Below are 16,094 nucleotides of genomic sequence, written 5' to 3'. Positions count from 1 at the left end.
CCTACAACCGCAAGATATCGTTGTATAGCGCAAGCGCCATAATGCCGAGCACCATCGCCATCCCTACCTGCAGGCCAATGACTTGCACCCGTTCCGACACCGGCGACCCCTTGATCGCCTCGATGCCGTAGTACAATAAATGACCACCATCGAGCACAGGTATCGGCAACAGGTTGAGTACACCAAGACTGATGCTCAACAGGGCCAGCAAGGAAAGGAAGGACTGCCAGCCCGCGTCTGCAGAGGTGCCGGCCACTTTAGCAATGGTAATTGGACCACTCAAGTTCTTGGTGGAAAGCGCGCCTGTCACCAGTTTCTTCAAGCTGTTGAGGGTAAACAGGGTCTTTTCCCAGGTTTCCTGCAAGCCCTTCTGGAAGGCCCCCACCAAACCGTAGGAGTAGCGTTTTACCCTGTCCTCGGGCCAGGCTGAGCCAAGCGGGGAAATCCCAACCTGCCCATACGCCTGCCCCTCGTCATCCTTCAAAGTACGCGGGGTAACACTCAGATCTACACGCTCTCCGTCTCGGTCTACTTCAACAGTGAGCAATTGGCCGGGATGGGCGCGCACATATGCGCTCCAATCCTCAAAGGAATCGTACGCTTTGCCATCGGTCGCCACCACGCGATCGCCGACCACGAACCCGGCAGCGGCGGCGGGGCTATCCGGGGTCACCAGGCCAATGATCATCGAGACAGGCGGCCTCCACATCGTCAAACCGGCTTCGCGCACGGGATCAGGCACTTCTCGCCCGGCCAGCCAGCGATCGATATCGGCTTCCGAGTGATACTCCAGGGCAGAATCCGGATACCGGACGGTGAATTCGATCGTACCGGAATCGCCAATGCGGTTGGCCAGGCGCCAGTTCAGTGCCTGCCAGGTCGGTGTCGACTCGCCATCGACGGCAACGATCTCCTGACCCGCCTCCAGTCCCGCAGCGGCCGCAATCGAATCGGGCGCCACCTGGCTGACAATAGGAATGGGGCCCGCTGTGCCACCGAGGAATACAGCCCAATACAGGAATATGGCCAACAGGAAGTTGGCGACAGGCCCGGCAGCCGCAATGGCGATACGGGCCCAGACACTTTTGCGGTTAAACGCCTGGTTTAGCTCCGCGGCGGGGACATTGCCCTCGCGCTCGTCCAGCATTTTGACATAGCCGCCGAGCGGGATCGCCGAGAGGGTGAATTCAGTACCGTGCCGATCGTAGCGAGAGAACAACCGCTTGCCAAAACCCACAGAGAATCTGAGGACTTTCACACCACAAAGACGCGCCACGAGGAAATGTCCGAACTCGTGAAAGGCGACAAGGATTCCAAGAGCGACCAGCGCCCACATCAGGGTTTGTACAAAATCCATACTATTTTCAGCTCTTTGCCACAGCGCCAGCCAGCATTTGCGTCATTATATGCGCTACGGGCACTCAGAATCGATCAGGCGCACGGCGAGCTCACGCGCACTGCGATCCGCAATTTCGACTGCATCCAGTCCGCTCAGTTCAATCGACGGGATCGATTCCACCACCTGCTCAATGACAGCGGGAATGCGGGTAAACGACAGTCGACCGTTCAAAAATGCATCAACGGCAATTTCATTTGCCGCGTTGACCAGGGTCGGCACACTACCACCAGCCATCATTGCTTCGCGCGCCAACCGCAGACAGGGGAAACGCTGCTCATCGGGCGCTTCAAAATCGAGCCTGCCCTGACTGATCAGATCCAGCGCCGCTACGCCGCTATCGATACGGGCAGGAAAGGCCAATGCATGCGCAATCGGCGTGCGCATGTCCGGATTTCCCATTTGCGCCAGAAGCGAGCCATCACAGTATTGCACCATCGAATGGACGATGCTCTGCGGATGCACCACAACATCAATGTCCGAAGGGGCCGCGTGAAACAGAAAGCACGCTTCGATAAATTCCAGTCCCTTGTTCATCATGGTGGCGGAATCCACCGAGATCTTGCGCCCCATGGACCAGTTGGGATGTGCACAAGCCTCTTCGGGGGTAACCCCATGCAGGGAATCCAGCTCGCGCGTGCGGAAGGGGCCACCTGACCCGGTCAGCAGAATCTTCTCGACACCCGCCTCACGGAGGCTGCGGCACGGATACGGCAGACACTGGAAAATCGCATTGTGCTCACTGTCGATCGGCAGCAGCTGCGCCCCACCCTGCTCAAGGGCACGCATAAACACGGGCCCCGCCATCACCAGGGATTCCTTGTTGGCCAGCAGCACTTTCTTGCCGGCCTGCACGGCAGCCAAGGTGGGCCGCAACCCGGCGGCGCCCACGATCGCGGCCATGACCACATCGACTTCCGCGGCAGACGCCACTTCACACAACCCTTCAACGCCCCAGAGAACCCGGGTGTCCGGACACGCGACCGCCAGCATGTCACGCAGGCGCGCACTGCCCTCCTCCGAGGGAACGACGGCATAAACAGGATTGAAACGCCGGCACTGTTGCGCCAGCTCTTCCAGGCGGGTATTTGCGGTCAGCGCAAACACCTTGTATTGACCCGGATGCCGGGCCAGAACGTCCAAGGTACTGACTCCAATGGAGCCGGTTGAGCCAAGCACGCAAACAGACTGCGGTTGCGGGGATTGCATCTTCTCGCTTGTACCTCTGAATCTCACCTGGCTCCGGCAATACCGTCCGGAGTTCTCAGACTAAGAAAGTGTCAGGGCCACCCGTGGCAGACCCTGTCACAGATATTTCGGCAATTCTGCTGCCAGCGCGGCCATGGTAAATACCGGCAGCGCGGCCGACAGGCTATCGAGCCGGTCCAGAATACCGCCATGCCCCGGCAAGATGTGGCTACTGTCTTTGATACCCCGATGGCGCTTGAACATACTTTCCACCAGGTCGCCAACCACAGAGGCCACGGCCGTCACCAGCACGCCAAAGGAAAATAACAGGGTATTTTTGGCCGGAAGCTCGAGATAGTAGGAAATAATCAGGGCCAGAATCAGGCAGGCCCCCAGGCCTCCAAAAAAGCCTTCCCAGGTTTTGCCAGGGCTCACTTCACGTGCCAGCTTGTGCTTGCCAAACCGACGCCCTACGAAATACGCACCCACATCGGCGGCCACCACGATACCCACCAGGAAAAGCACCAGCCAGGCACCCTGATCCAGGCCGCGCAGAATGACGATAGACAACCAGGCAGGTGCAAGCACCACCAGCCCGATCAGACCGCGAATCCAACGGTTGCCCCACAGCATCGCGCTGGCCGGGTAACTCTGGACCCACAGGAAGGCGAGTGCCCACCAACCGCAAGCGATGGCCAGGATATGTCGCACCCTGTCCGTATCCGGACTGGAAAAGTCCATACGGAACACGTACTGAGCCACCCCGATCAGGGTCACACCCAGTGCCGCGAGAAAGACAAAACGCAGGGAACGATTCAGGTTAGAGAGATTGGCCCACTCCCAGCCGCCCAACAAGATCACGAGGACCGTGAGTATGGTGAACCACTCCATCGGCAATAAAAACAGCGCTGCCAGAAACAGTACGACCAAAATCAGCGCGGTAATTATTCTTTGTTTTAGCACTGCAAAACCCTTTGATATTTTCTAATTAGTTGCTTGATTCAGGCCCGCGCGGCCAATTCACCATCTGACCGACCGCCAAACCGGCGATCGCGCCGGCCGTAGGCTGCAATTGCGGCATCGAGCTCTCGCTCGCCGAAATCTGGCCAGAGGGTGTCAGTAAAATAAAGCTCGCTGTAGGCACACTGCCACAGGATGAAATTGCTAATTCGCTGCTCGCCGCTCGAGCGCACGAGCAAATCCACAGGTGGTAGATCTGCCAACTGGACCCGTTCGGAAAGTGATTCTTCAGTGATACTTTCCGCGGTCCGCTGCCCGCTCGCCACTTCTTCTGCCAGCGTTCGGGCGGCCTGCGCGATATCCCAACGGCCACCATAATCAGCCGCGATAACCAGAGTGCCGCTCTTCCCACCGGAAGTCAGTGCTTCCGCTTCTTCAATGGCTCTCTGCAATCGGGCTGAAAAACGATCCCGCCTGCCGATGACTCGCAGCTCCACCCCTTCCTCGCACATCCGGCGCGCTTCTCGGCGTAAATAGGAGTGAAACAGTGTCATCAGCATCTCCACCTCTTTGGGTGGACGCTGCCAGTTTTCACTGGAAAACGCGAACAACGTCAGGGCTTCCACCCCGCGTTCCCGGCAGGCAGACAGTAAATCCCGGATCCGCTCTACACCGGCCTTGTGCCCGGCCGACGGCGGCAGACCGCGACTGGCGGCCCAGCGCCCGTTGCCATCCATAATGATGGCGACATGGCGTGGCCCCATTGTCGACGGTGGTGTTTCCGCGGGAACAACCGTCATCAGATTTCCATCAAATCCTTTTCTTTGACTGCCAGCGCCTTGTCTACATCGGCCACAAACTGATCAGTAATTTTCTGGATCTCGTCATTTGCGCGACGCTCGTCGTCCTCGGAGATTTCCTTCTCCTTGAGCAGCGCCTTCACCTCGCCGAGCGAATCACGGCGGATGTTACGGATAGATACCCGAGCAGTTTCCGCCTCGCCCTTGGCCTGGCGAATAAAGTTCTTGCGGGTTTCTTCTGTCAGCATGGGCATCGGGATGCGAATCACGGCTCCGGCGGTGCTCGGGTTCAGACCGAGATCGGACTTCATGATCGCCTTCTCAATGTCCGGGACCAGGTTCTTTTCCCACGGGGTCACGGACAGGGTGCGAGCATCCTCGACCGTAATATTGGCGACCTGGGAAAGGGGGGTATCCGAACCGTAATACGATACGTGGATGCCATCTAGGATGCTGGGATGCGCACGTCCGGTACGGATTTTATTGAAGTTGGAACCCAGAGCGTCCAGCGCCTTACTCATACGCTGACGGGCTTCCTGCTTGATTTCGTCAATCATTATTTCACTTCCTCTTCAATTAGCGTGCCTTCTTCGCCGCCAACCACGATATTCAGTAGAGCCCCGGTTTTATCCATGCGGAAAACCCGTACGGGCATATTATGCTCGCGACACAGACAGATTGCCGTCAGGTCCATAACCCCCAGCTTCTTGTCCAGAACCTCGTCATAGGTCAGCTGGTCGTACTTGGTCGCAGTCGGATCCAGTTTGGGATCCGCGGAGTAGACGCCATCCACTTTGGTCGCTTTCAGGACCATCTCCGCCTCGATCTCAATGCCACGCAAACAGGCGGCAGAGTCGGTGGTAAAGAATGGGTTGCCGGTTCCAGCCGCAAAAATCAGGACTTCTCCGCGCTCCAGATAACGGATTGCAGCGCGGCGATCGTAATGGTCAACGATACCGCTCATTTGGATCGCAGACATCACCCGGGAAGAAATATTCGAGCGCTCCAGCGCGTCTCGCAATGCCAGCGCGTTCATAACGGTCGCCAGCATTCCCATATGGTCGCCGGTCACCCGATCAAGACCAGCCTCACTGAGGGCGGCACCGCGGAATAGATTGCCACCACCGACTACCAGACCGACCTGCACCCCAATACCGACCAACTGGCCAATCTCGAGGGCCATCTTATCGAGGACTTTGGGGCTGATCCCAAAGCCCTGATCGCCCATGAGCTCTTCGCCACTGAGCTTCAACAGGATTCGCTTGTACTTACGGTCTTTGATACCGGGCATCGATCTTCCTCTGTCCTGATGGCGAGTGTTGCCGCCGAACATTACAACAATTTCGGTCATTTACACAGAGGGGCGCCACAATGGATCCTGGAACCCATCGATGGCACCCCTCTGCAGGCGACCCTTTCAGGGCCGCTGACGGCGCATCTGACCCCTGGCCCGATGCGCCGCGGGAATCAGGAAGTAGACTTGACCTGAGCCGCCACTTCCGCAGCGAAGTCAACTTCTTCCTTCTCGATACCCTCACCAACCTCAAAGCGGATGAAAGAGGCTACTTCAGCACCCTGATCCTTGACCAGCTTGCCGATAGTCACGTCCGGGTTCTTGACGAACGGCTGCTCGACCAGGCTGTTTTCCTTCAGGAACTTCTTGATTCGACCGCCCATCATCTTCTCGACGATCTCTGCAGGCTTGCCTTCCATATCCGGCTGAGCCTTGATGATTTCCTTTTCCTTCTCCAGCACGTCAGCCGGCATATCTTCCGGCTTGGCGACCTGCGGGTTAACCGCAGTCACGTGCATGGCGACGTCGCGTGCAGTCTCAGCTTCACCACCGGACAGCGCGACCAGAGCAGCGATACGGTTATTGGAGTGCACGTAGGCACCGACAACCGGCGCTTCAACCAGCTGGATACGGCGCACGCCGATGTTCTCACCAATTTTCTGAACCAGCGCTTCGCGCGCATTTTCCAGCTCACCTTCCATCAGTGCAGCAACGTCGTTCTGGCGCTCGGCGAATGCCTTGTCCACAACCTTGCCAACGAAAGCCTGGAAATTGTCGTCTCGAGCAACGAAGTCGGTCTCGGAGTTCACCTCAACCAGCACACCAAAGCTGCCATCTTCGGCAACTTTTGCGGCAACAACGCCGTCCGCAGCAGTACGACCAGCCTTCTTGGCTGCCTTCAGGCCAGATGCCTTACGCAGGTCTTCAATCGCTTTTTCGATATCGCCGTCAGCCGCTGCCAGTGCTTTTTTGCACTCCATCATCGGCAAACCAGTGCGCTCGCGCAGTTCTTTTACCATTGACGCGGTAATCGCCATGACTCAATCCTCGGGTGTCTAACACTAAATAATTAGGATTTGAAAAAAAGGGGCCGATTGTCGGGCCCCTTTTCGCTTTCCAGTGTAACGTGTCTCTGTTACACCGTTGTGCCCTGCTGATTATTCTGCAGCGGCTTCGTCGTCACTTGCTTCGACGTACTCATCCTTGGCTGCAGCGGTACCCGCTTCAGCAGCGCCAGCCAGAACGGCATCAGCTACTGCAGTGGTGTACAGCTTGATCGCGCGAATCGCGTCGTCGTTGCCAGGGATCACGTAGTCAACGCCAGCCGGATCACTGTTGGTATCAACGATACCGATAACGGGGATACCCAGCTTGTTGGCTTCCTGAATCGCAATACGCTCGTGCTCAACGTCGATCACGAACAGTGCGTCCGGCAGGCCGCCCATGTCCTTGATACCACCGATGGAGCGCTCAAGCTTCTCCATGGTGCGGGTACGCATCAGCGCTTCTTTCTTGGTCAGCTTCTCGAAGGTACCGTCTTCAGACTGGATCTGGAGGTCACGGAAGCGCTTGATGGAAGCACGGATGGTCTTGTAGTTGGTGAGCATACCACCGAGCCAGCGGTTGCTGACGTACGGCTGGCCTGCGCGCTCAGCCTGCTCCTGAACGGACTTCTGTGCGGCACGCTTGGTACCAACGAACAGGATTTTCTTCTTCTGAGCGGCCATGCCCTTGATCACTTGCAGGGCCTCGTTGAAAGCCGGAACAGTGTGCTCAAGGTTAATGATGTGGATCTTGTTGCGGGCGCCAAAGATGTATTCACCCATCTTCGGGTTCCAGTAGCGAGTCTGGTGACCAAAGTGGACACCAGCCTGCAGCATATCGCGCATGCTGACTTGCGGCATAATAAACCTCAATTTCTCAACGAAAGCCCGTCGACACTTCGGACTGGACTTTCCGGGTTATATCCTCCACACACCCCATGAACCAATCCCGCAGGATTCCCTGCAGGACACCCAGGCACATGTGCCGGTGTGTGTGTGACGTTTAGGTATTCACCCCGGGTGAACCACCCGAAGCGGCGCGCTTTATACCATATTCTCTCGCGGGCTGGAAGCGTACCCTGAAGGAGAATTGGACCAGCGGGTGCCGGCTGTCGCCGATTCCGCTACAATAGCGCGCCCCGCGGGAGAGGCCCGCATGCACCCCAGAAGGTAGGTACCCGGACAAATCATGACGACAGCCATCAAAACCCCCGAACAGATTGCCAAAATGCGCACCGCCGGCCGCCTTGCCGCCGAGGTTTTGGAGATGATCGGCGAATATGTAGTACCCGGGGTCACTACCGAGGAACTCGACCGCCGCTGTCATGACTATATCGTCAATGTTCAGGACGCGATTCCCGCCTGCCTGGGCTACCGCGGCTTTCCCAAGTCGATCTGCACGTCCGTCAATGAGGTCGTCTGCCATGGCATCCCGTCGGAAGCCAAGGTACTGAAAAAAGGCGACATTATTAATATTGACGTCACCGTGATCAAAGATGGCTGGTATGGCGACACCAGCAAGATGTACTTCGTGGGCAAGCCGGCCACCCATTCCGAGCGTCTGGTGCGCGTGACCCAGGAATGCCTGTATAAAGCCATCGAAATCGTCCGCCCAGGCACCACCCTCGGCGATATCGGCCACGTGATCCAGCAGCACGCAGAGAAGAACTACTACTCGGTGGTCCGTGACTTCTGCGGCCACGGCATTGGGAACGTGTTTCACGAAGACCCGCAAATCCTGCACTACGGCAAGCCGGGCACCGGCCAGGCGCTGGAGGAAGGCATGACCTTCACCATCGAGCCCATGATCAATGCCGGCAAACCCGGAACCCGTGTGTTGCGCGACGGCTGGACGGCAGTCACCTCTGACCGCCGCTTGTCCGCCCAGTGGGAACACACGATGGTTGTGACCAGTAATGGGGTCGAGGTACTCACGGCCCGCAGCGAAGAGAGTTTCTGATCGGCGGAACACCCACCAGGCTCCAATCGGTGCTTTCAGGATGAAGGCGGCGGCCTACAGCCGCCTTCCCGCCCAGGCTCAAGGAATTGATCGATGCAGTTGGCCAATACACCCTACTTTACCCGCCCCCTGTTCTTTTTTGACCAGGCGCGCTTCCGCAAGGCGCTGGCCGATGATGCCAAGCCGACCCTGGAAACCTTCAAAGATGCCATTGGCGCTGCAGACACCCAGATGCGCCAGCGCTTTGAAGAGGGGGAAGACGTCCGCACGCTCGTGTACGAGCGCGCCCTCTTCGTCGACTGCATCCTTCACTACGCCTGGCACCAGTTCCAGTGGCCGGAGGGCATCAGCCTGCTGGCGGTGGGCGGTTACGGACGCGGCGAACTGCACCCCCATTCCGATATCGACCTCCTGATCTTAACCAGCGATGGCGACGCGGAAGCCGTCAAAGACAATATTGAGCGACTGGTAGCGTTTCTCTGGGACCTTGGTCTCGACATCGGCCACTCAGTGCGCTCCATACAGCACTGCCTGGAAATGGCCGCTCAGGATATTACGGTCGCCACCAACTTGATGGAGTGTCGCACGGTCGTCGGTGACGACAACCTGCGAGCGAGACTCAACGAGGGCATGTCACCAGACGCCCTGTGGCCGGCCAAAGAATTTTTCAGCGCGAAATTTACCGAGCAGCAGGAACGCCACAACCGCCTGCAATCGGCAGAATACAACCTCGAACCAAACATCAAGAACGCTCCGGGTGGGCTCCGCGACATCCAGACCATCGGCTGGGTGGCCAAGCGCTATTTCCGTGTCCGCACATTGAAGCAATTGCAGGGTAAAGGCTTCTTTACCGAAGAGGAGTACGGAATCCTGCAATCCGGCGAAGACTTTCTATGGCGCGTTCGTTACGGCCTCCACCTGCTCGCCGGGCGCGCCGAAGAACGCCTGCTATTTGACTACCAGCGGGAGCTGGCCAAGCAGTTTGGCTACGTCGACAATGACACCCAGCTCGCCGTTGAGCAGTTTATGCACAACTACTACCGCATCGTCATGGCATTGCGGGAGCTCAATGATGTATTGCTGCAGTTCTTGAATGAAGCCATCCTGCAACGGGGCAAGAGCCAGAGCGTCACCCCCATCAACGAACGCTTCCAGCTGCGCGACGACACCATCGAGGCCACGCTGACGAAAGTCTTTGAAGAAAACCCCTCTGCCCTGCTGGAAATATTCGTCCTGATGGCAGAGAACCCGGCGATCGCCGATGTGCGCGCCTCGACCATTCGCCTGATTCGCGAAAACCGCTACCTGATCGACGAGCGCTTTCGCGCGGACCCCAGGAACGCCGAGCTGTTTATGCAATTGCTACGCTCCAGGCGCGGGCTGTCCAGCCAGCTGTCGCGCATGACCCGCTACGGCATTCTCGGCCGCTACCTGCCGGAATTCGGTCGCGTCACCGGACAGATGCAGCACGACCTGTTCCATATTTACACGGTCGATGCACACACCCTGCAAGTTGTGCGCAATATGCGTAGTTTCCGCAGCCCGGAAGCGCGCGAGAAGTTCCCAATCGCCGCAGAGGTCCTGACCCGGTTGCGCAAGCCGGAACTGCTGTACATTGCCGGGCTGTACCACGATATCGCCAAGGGACGGGGTGGAGACCATTCAAAGCTCGGCGTCGCGGATGCCGACGCATTTTGCCGTCGCCACGGGCTGCCAGGGCGTGACCGTCGACTGGTGTGCTGGCTGGTAGAAAAGCACCTGTTGATGAGCGCAGTTTCCCAGAAGCAGGACATCAGCGACCCCGACGTCGTCCACGCCTTCGCCGCAGAGGTCGGTGATCGAGAGCACCTGGACTACCTCTACGCCCTGACCGTAGCCGACATCAATGCCACTAATCCCGAACTCTGGAACAGCTGGCGCGCGAGTCTGTTGCGACAGCTGTACCAGTCGACGCGGGATGCGCTTCGCCGCGGACTGGAGAACCCCATCGATCGCGAGGAGATCATCGAAGAGACGCGCTGCCAGGCCATGGGCTTGCTCCGTGCCATGGGATTACCCCAGGCCGCGATCGAGGAGATCTGGGCGCAGATGGGCGAGGATTACTTTGTCCGCGAAACAGCAGACAGTATTACCTGGCACACGGCTGCCATTCACCAGCTCAGAACCGACGCCGGCGGCGAGGCCGCAAACACCTCGCTCGTGCTGGTCAGAAACTCCGGGCCGGGAGAACACGACGGCGCTACCGAAGTATTTATTTATACGCCGGACCGTCCCAACGTGTTCGCAGCGGTAGTGACGGGTCTCGATATGCTTAACCTGAGCATCCACGATGCACGCCTCTACAATGCTGCCTCCGGCCACACCCTCGACACGTTCTATATTCTTGACGATGCGGGCCAGCCATTGGTGGACGACCCCGAACGACTGGTTCGTATCAGAGAAACCCTGCAGGGCGAACTGGCACTGGTTGAGGAATACTCCAAACTGATTCGTCGCCGCACCTCGCGGCGCCTAAAGATGTTTGAGTTGGCCACCAGCGCCAGCCTGTGGACAGAACCCGGTGACAGCTACAGCACACTGGAAATCAGCAGTGCCGACCGACCGGGCCTTCTTGCGCGCATCGCCCGCATCTTTGTCGACCACGACCTGCGCATTCAAAATGCCAAAATTGCCACGCTGGGAGAGCGCGTCGAAGATATTTTCCATATCACCGATGCCGACGGGAATCCGCTTAAAGACGCGGCCTTCAATCGCGAGCTGGAACAAACCATCTGCCGGGAACTGGATGCACACCAGGCCCCCTCACCCCAGTAAAACAGAGAATCGGACATAAGGCAGCGCCTGCTGCGCGACAACAACAGAATCAACATGAATCCCAATCTGGAAAAACTGCAGCCCTATCCTTTTGCCAAGCTGGCTTCACTCAAGAGCGGACTGACGCCCGCAGACAAGCCCCATATCGCGCTTTCTATCGGCGAGCCCAAGCACAGTGGCCCGGACTTTGTCACCGACACGCTGGTGGCGAATCTCGATAAGCTCGGCGCCTACCCTCTGACAAAAGGCTCAGACGCACTGCGCACGGCGATTGCCAACTGGCTGCAACAACGGTTTCATCTGACCCAGATTGATGCGGAGAGCCAGGTACTGCCCGTCAATGGCACCCGGGAGGCCCTGTTCGCCTTCGCCCAGACCGTGGTGCGACCGGGCAGCCAGGTACTGATGCCGAATCCCTTTTACCAAATTTACGAAGGTGCGGCGCTGCTGGCAGGGGCAACGCCCTATTTTCTCAATTGCACCGCCAGCAACCAGTTCAAACCAGACTTTGATGCCGTGCCAGAATCCGTCTGGAAGGCGTGCGATCTGCTCTATATCTGCACGCCGGGTAATCCCACTGGCGCCCTGCTGGGTATCGATGAGCTGCAGCAGCTGATTCGCCTTGCCGACACACATGACTTCGTCATTGCCTCGGATGAGTGCTATTCAGAATTGTATTTTGACGAGCAATGCCCGCCCGCGGGTATTTTGCAGGCCTGTACCGAGATGGGCAGGAACGATTACCAGCGCTGCGTTGCCTTCCACAGCCTCTCCAAGCGCTCCAACCTGCCTGGACTGCGATCCGGCTTCGTCGCCGGCGATGCACAGATCCTTGAGCGCTTCCTGCTCTATCGCACTTACCATGGATGTGCCATGTCCATGCCGACCCAATGCGCCTCTGCCGCCGCCTGGGAAGACGAGACCCATGTCGTGGCCAACCGGGATCTGTACCGCAGGAAGTTTGATGCTGTCCTGGACGTACTCGGCGACCAGCTGGATGTACAGCAACCCGAAGCCAGCTTCTATCTCTGGCCTCGCGTGGGGGACGGCGAAGCCTTCGCCCGCGACCTATTCGTGGAACAAAATATTACCGTGTTGCCAGGCGCGTTTCTTGCGCGCGAAAGCAATGGCGTGAACCCGGGAGAAGAGCACGTGCGACTCGCGCTGGTCGCCACACTGGAAGAATGTATTGAGGCCGCGGAGCGCATTCGGGAGTTTTGCCGATGAGCACGACTGCCGCGCCACGCAACCTGCTGAAAGCGGAACGCGTCGAGTATATTTTGCAGCGCCTCGAAGCACTGTATCCGGAAACGCCGGTTCCGCTCGACCACAAGGATTCCTACACCCTGCTGGTCGCGGTTCTGCTCTCGGCCCAGTGCACCGATGAACGGGTCAACCAGGTAACGCCCGCACTTTGGGAACTGGCCGACAATGCGCAGGACATGGCACAGGTGCCTGTCGAAGAAATTCAGGCGGTGATCCGTCCCTGCGGCCTGTCGCCGCAAAAAGCCAAAGCAATCCGCAAGCTCTCCGAGATTCTCGTCAACGAATACCACGGTGAAGTGCCGGAGAATATGGCCGCACTGGAGACCCTTCCTGGTGTCGGCCACAAGACGGCCAGTGTTGTGATGGCGCAGGCTTTTGGCCATCCGGCGTTCCCGGTGGATACGCATATCCACCGGCTCGCGCAACGCTGGGGGCTCACATCAGGAAAAAACGTCGCGCAAACCGAAAAAGACCTTAAACGGGTGTTTCCGCGCGACAAGTGGAACAAGTTGCACCTGCAGATCATTTTCTACGGGCGTGAGTACTGCTCAGCAAGAGGCTGTGACGGTACCGTGTGCGAAATCTGCACAACCTGCTATCCGGCTCGCAAAAACCCCAAGAAGACGAAAAAAGCATGATTACGATTTACGGCATCAAGAACTGTGACACCGTCAAGAAAGCGCGCAAATGGCTCGATCAAAACGGCGCGGATTATCAGTTCCATGATTTTCGCGAGGACGGCATGGCCGACGTTCCGCTGCAGTCCTGGTTGACGGAGTTTGGCTGGGAGCAGGTATTGAATCGCCGCTCGACCAGCTGGCGCGCGCTTTCCGATGAACAAAAAACCGGGATGAATAACGATCTGGCGCTGGACCTCGCCAGCGAAACCCCCACCCTGATCAAGCGCCCCGTTGCGGTCGCGGGGGCGAATACCCTGTTTGGATTCAAAGACTCTGCATATGCGGAACTGGTTAAATAAGGAAACACTCTGATGAGCGATTTGTACAGCATCGGTTTTGGTGTCGGCACCTGCAACGGCAAGGGAGAATGGCTGGAAGTCTTCTTCCCCCAGCCCCTGCTTGCGCCGAGCAAGGAAGTCTCCGCAGCCGTCAATGACGTACTGGGCACCGGCGCCAGCAACAGCACCGTCGCGCTGGATCCGGCCCAACTGGCGCCGCTGGCAGAAAAGCTCGCCGCCGCCGGTGCCGCAGATCAGGCAGAGATCCTCGCGCAGTTTGGCAACACCCAGCGCCCGCTGGTTGCCGTCGTGCTGACAAAAGACAGCGCGCCGCAAACGGTGCCGGAAGCCTACCTGAAGCTACACCTACTCTCGCACCGCCTGGTCAAGCCCCACGGCACCAATCTGGACGGAATCTTCGGCAAGCTCGCCAACGTTGCCTGGACCAATCAGGGCGCCATCGACCTGGACGAACTGCCCCAGCGCCAGCTGGAAGCGCGCCTCAAGGGCGAGCTGCTGGAAGTATCCTGCGTGGACAAGTTCCCCAAGATGACCAACTACGTGGTACCCGCGGGCGTTCGCATTGCCCATACTGCGCGAGTTCGCCTGGGTGCCTACCTGGGCGAAGGCACCACCATCATGCATGAAGGCTTCGTCAACTTTAACGCCGGCACCGAAGGTCCCGGTATGATTGAGGGCCGCATTTCCGCGGGCGTTTTCGTCGGCGCGGGCTCCGATTTGGGCGGCGGCTGCTCCACCATGGGCACACTTTCCGGCGGAGGCAATATCATCATTGCGGTCGGCGATAACTGTCTGATCGGCGCGAACGCCGGCATCGGCATTCCGCTGGGTGACCGCTGTACGGTTGAATCCGGTCTTTACCTGACCGCCGGCACCAAAGTGGCCTTACTGGATGACAACGGTAAGCTGGTGGAGTCTGTCAAAGCCCGGGACCTGGCCAGCAAACCCGACCTGCTCTTCCGTCGCAACTCCACCAATGGTGCAGTCGAATGCCTGACGAACAAGAGCGCTGTCGAGCTGAACGCTGCTTTGCACAGCAACTGATCGACAGTCCTGGCCCGGCCATCGCATTGGCCGGGCCCGCCCCATAGCCAAATGAATTCGCAGTCCAAGGAAGTGCCCCCAAATGACCCCCACGGTTCAACTCGCCGCCGATCTGATTAGTCTCCGTTCTGTCACCCCTGAAGATGCGGGCTGTATGCCCCTGATGATGGAGCGACTCGAAAAAATTGGCTTTAAAGCCACTTACCTGCGCCGCGGAGACACCGACAATCTTTGGGCAATCCGCGGAGAGGGCGGCCCGCTGTTCGCATTCGCCGGGCACACTGATGTCGTGCCAACCGGCCCGGAAGCAAACTGGCAGAACCCACCTTTCGCCCCAATTGTGCAAAATGGATACCTGCTGGGCCGCGGCGCCGCCGACATGAAAGGCTCACTCGCGGCCATGGTGGTCGCCTGTGAAGAGTTCGTCGCCGCACATCCCGACCACACGGGTCGCATCGCTTTTTTGATTACCAGTGATGAGGAAGGCCCGGCAGACAACGGCACCGTGAAAGTCGTCGAGTGGCTTGAAGAACAGGACGAGAAAATCGATTGGTGCCTGGTCGGCGAGCCGTCCAGTACCGATCAGGTTGGGGACGTCATCAAGAATGGTCGCCGAGGCTCCCTCGGTCTCTGGCTTAAGATCATTGGGATTCAGGGTCATGTGGCCTACCCGCACCTGGCCGACAACCCGGTTCATGGGCTGGCACCCGCCCTGGCGGAGCTGGCGGCGGAACAGTGGGACGACGGCAACGACTTTTTCCCAGCCACCAGCTTCCAGGTTTCCAATATCAATGGGGGTACCGGTGCAACCAATGTCATTCCCGGCGAAGTGAACCTGATCTGCAACTGGCGTTTTTCTACCGAAACCACGGCGGAGGAGCTCGAGCAACGCGCCCGCGATATTCTCGATAAGCACCAGTTGAAGTACGAAGCTGATTTCAGGCTCTCGGGCCAACCGTTCCTCACCGCAGAGGGCCCACTGGTCGAAGCCGCCCAGCAAGCCATCTTTGCGGTGACCGGCAAGGAAACGGTCCTATCTACCGCGGGTGGCACCTCCGATGGCCGCTTTATCGCGCCCACCGGCGCTCAAGTGGTGGAGCTGGGGCCGGTAAACGCCACCATTCATAAAGTGGACGAGTGCGTGAAAGCGGCGGACCTCGATATTCTGAAGGATACCTACCGCGAAATACTCAGCAACCTTCTCGCGCGCTGAGCCCAATCAGTGACATCAGCAGTCGGCGGAATGCGTTCCGCGGACTGCTGTCTTCAGGCCACCACGCTATTGGCGCTACGCCAACCCGACGAACCCCCTCAATATCCGTCTATCCTGGGCTGTTCCCGGCCAAACCA

Annotated in this window: 15 protein-coding genes; 7 read left to right on the top strand and 8 right to left on the bottom strand. The window is 58.5% G+C overall.

Annotated features, from left to right (window positions below):
• Position 1: 1 nt before the first annotated feature.
• The 8 genes from rseP to rpsB form a co-directional block, all read right to left on the bottom strand.
• Positions 2-1,357: an RIP metalloprotease RseP gene (gene rseP, locus ACXAD0_RS09975; protein ID WP_475088261.1), complete on the bottom strand. Its 1,356-nt coding sequence runs from the start codon at positions 1,355-1,357 to the stop codon at positions 2-4.
• A 54-nt stretch (positions 1,358-1,411) separates the two neighbouring features.
• The gene (gene ispC, locus ACXAD0_RS09970; protein WP_475088260.1) at positions 1,412-2,605 is read right to left on the bottom strand and encodes a 1-deoxy-D-xylulose-5-phosphate reductoisomerase; all 1,194 of its coding nucleotides are present in this window, start codon (positions 2,603-2,605) and stop codon (positions 1,412-1,414) included.
• 96 nt (positions 2,606-2,701) lie between these two features.
• The gene (locus ACXAD0_RS09965; RefSeq protein WP_475088259.1) at positions 2,702-3,547 is read right to left on the bottom strand and encodes a phosphatidate cytidylyltransferase; all 846 of its coding nucleotides are present in this window, start codon (positions 3,545-3,547) and stop codon (positions 2,702-2,704) included.
• Between the two features lie 38 nt (positions 3,548-3,585).
• On the bottom strand, positions 3,586-4,344 hold the full coding sequence (gene uppS, locus ACXAD0_RS09960) for a polyprenyl diphosphate synthase (RefSeq protein WP_475088258.1): 759 nt from the start codon (positions 4,342-4,344) through the stop codon (positions 3,586-3,588).
• Positions 4,344-4,901, bottom strand: a complete 558-nt coding sequence (gene frr, locus ACXAD0_RS09955; RefSeq protein ID WP_475088257.1) for a ribosome recycling factor — start codon at positions 4,899-4,901, stop codon at positions 4,344-4,346. The genes uppS and frr overlap by 1 nt, the downstream gene beginning before the upstream one ends.
• Positions 4,901-5,635: a UMP kinase gene (gene pyrH / locus ACXAD0_RS09950; RefSeq protein WP_475088256.1), complete on the bottom strand. Its 735-nt coding sequence runs from the start codon at positions 5,633-5,635 to the stop codon at positions 4,901-4,903. Before pyrH ends, frr begins: the two co-directional genes overlap by 1 nt.
• Before the next feature lie 176 nt (positions 5,636-5,811).
• Positions 5,812-6,675 carry a translation elongation factor Ts gene (gene tsf, locus ACXAD0_RS09945; protein WP_475088255.1) on the bottom strand — a complete coding sequence of 288 codons (864 nt, stop codon included), beginning with the start codon at positions 6,673-6,675 and terminating at the stop codon, positions 5,812-5,814.
• 120 nt (positions 6,676-6,795) lie between these two features.
• Positions 6,796-7,542: a 30S ribosomal protein S2 gene (rpsB, locus tag ACXAD0_RS09940; protein ID WP_475088254.1), complete on the bottom strand. Its 747-nt coding sequence runs from the start codon at positions 7,540-7,542 to the stop codon at positions 6,796-6,798.
• A gap of 328 nt (positions 7,543-7,870) precedes the next feature.
• Here rpsB and map point away from each other — a divergent pair, with 328 nt between their 5' ends.
• From map to dapE, 7 genes are all read left to right on the top strand, one after another.
• On the top strand, positions 7,871-8,641 hold the full coding sequence (gene map, locus ACXAD0_RS09935; protein WP_475088253.1) for a type I methionyl aminopeptidase: 771 nt from the start codon (positions 7,871-7,873) through the stop codon (positions 8,639-8,641).
• Between the two features lie 93 nt (positions 8,642-8,734).
• Positions 8,735-11,455, top strand: coding sequence for a [protein-PII] uridylyltransferase (locus tag ACXAD0_RS09930; RefSeq protein WP_475088252.1), 2,721 nt, complete (start codon positions 8,735-8,737; stop codon positions 11,453-11,455).
• A 54-nt stretch (positions 11,456-11,509) separates the two neighbouring features.
• Entirely contained in the window at positions 11,510-12,682 is a 1,173-nt protein-coding gene (gene dapC, locus ACXAD0_RS09925; RefSeq protein ID WP_475088251.1) for a succinyldiaminopimelate transaminase, read from the top strand.
• A gap of 23 nt (positions 12,683-12,705) precedes the next feature.
• Positions 12,706-13,359 (top strand): endonuclease III, encoded by a 654-nt coding sequence (nth, locus tag ACXAD0_RS09920; RefSeq protein ID WP_475090350.1) that lies wholly within the window; start codon positions 12,706-12,708, stop codon positions 13,357-13,359.
• A complete protein-coding gene (locus ACXAD0_RS09915) occupies positions 13,356-13,700 on the top strand; it encodes an ArsC family reductase (RefSeq protein WP_475088250.1) in 345 nt (114 codons plus the stop codon). Before nth ends, ACXAD0_RS09915 begins: the two co-directional genes overlap by 4 nt.
• A 12-nt stretch (positions 13,701-13,712) precedes the next feature.
• Complete coding sequence (gene dapD / locus ACXAD0_RS09910) at positions 13,713-14,744, top strand: 2,3,4,5-tetrahydropyridine-2,6-dicarboxylate N-succinyltransferase (RefSeq protein ID WP_475088248.1); 1,032 nt, start codon at positions 13,713-13,715, stop codon at positions 14,742-14,744.
• A gap of 82 nt (positions 14,745-14,826) precedes the next feature.
• On the top strand, positions 14,827-15,957 hold the full coding sequence (dapE, locus tag ACXAD0_RS09905; protein ID WP_475088246.1) for a succinyl-diaminopimelate desuccinylase: 1,131 nt from the start codon (positions 14,827-14,829) through the stop codon (positions 15,955-15,957).
• Positions 15,958-16,094 lie beyond the last annotated feature (137 nt).

This window comes from Microbulbifer sp. ABF4_148, from assembly GCF_056158985.1.
Note: the sequence above shows the minus strand (reverse complement) of the source record. Positions and strands in the feature narration are given on the sequence as shown.

Bases quoted from the DNA above. Each gene is read 5' to 3' on its own strand.
- ACXAD0_RS09915 (WP_475088250.1), top strand. From the start codon at position 13,356: ATGATTACGATTTACGGCATCAAGAACTGTGACACCGTCAAGAAAGCG.
- ispC (WP_475088260.1), bottom strand. From the start codon at position 2,605: ATGCAATCCCCGCAACCGCAGTCTGTTTGCGTGCTTGGCTCAACCGGC.
- map (WP_475088253.1), top strand. From the start codon at position 7,871: ATGACGACAGCCATCAAAACCCCCGAACAGATTGCCAAAATGCGCACC.
- dapC (WP_475088251.1), top strand. From the start codon at position 11,510: ATGAATCCCAATCTGGAAAAACTGCAGCCCTATCCTTTTGCCAAGCTG.
- pyrH (WP_475088256.1), bottom strand. From the start codon at position 5,635: ATGCCCGGTATCAAAGACCGTAAGTACAAGCGAATCCTGTTGAAGCTC.
- rseP (WP_475088261.1), bottom strand. From the start codon at position 1,357: ATGGATTTTGTACAAACCCTGATGTGGGCGCTGGTCGCTCTTGGAATC.
- tsf (WP_475088255.1), bottom strand. From the start codon at position 6,675: ATGGCGATTACCGCGTCAATGGTAAAAGAACTGCGCGAGCGCACTGGT.
- dapE (WP_475088246.1), top strand. From the start codon at position 14,827: ATGACCCCCACGGTTCAACTCGCCGCCGATCTGATTAGTCTCCGTTCT.
- dapD (WP_475088248.1), top strand. From the start codon at position 13,713: ATGAGCGATTTGTACAGCATCGGTTTTGGTGTCGGCACCTGCAACGGC.
- ACXAD0_RS09930 (WP_475088252.1), top strand. From the start codon at position 8,735: ATGCAGTTGGCCAATACACCCTACTTTACCCGCCCCCTGTTCTTTTTT.
- frr (WP_475088257.1), bottom strand. From the start codon at position 4,901: ATGATTGACGAAATCAAGCAGGAAGCCCGTCAGCGTATGAGTAAGGCG.
- uppS (WP_475088258.1), bottom strand. From the start codon at position 4,344: ATGACGGTTGTTCCCGCGGAAACACCACCGTCGACAATGGGGCCACGC.
- rpsB (WP_475088254.1), bottom strand. From the start codon at position 7,542: ATGCCGCAAGTCAGCATGCGCGATATGCTGCAGGCTGGTGTCCACTTT.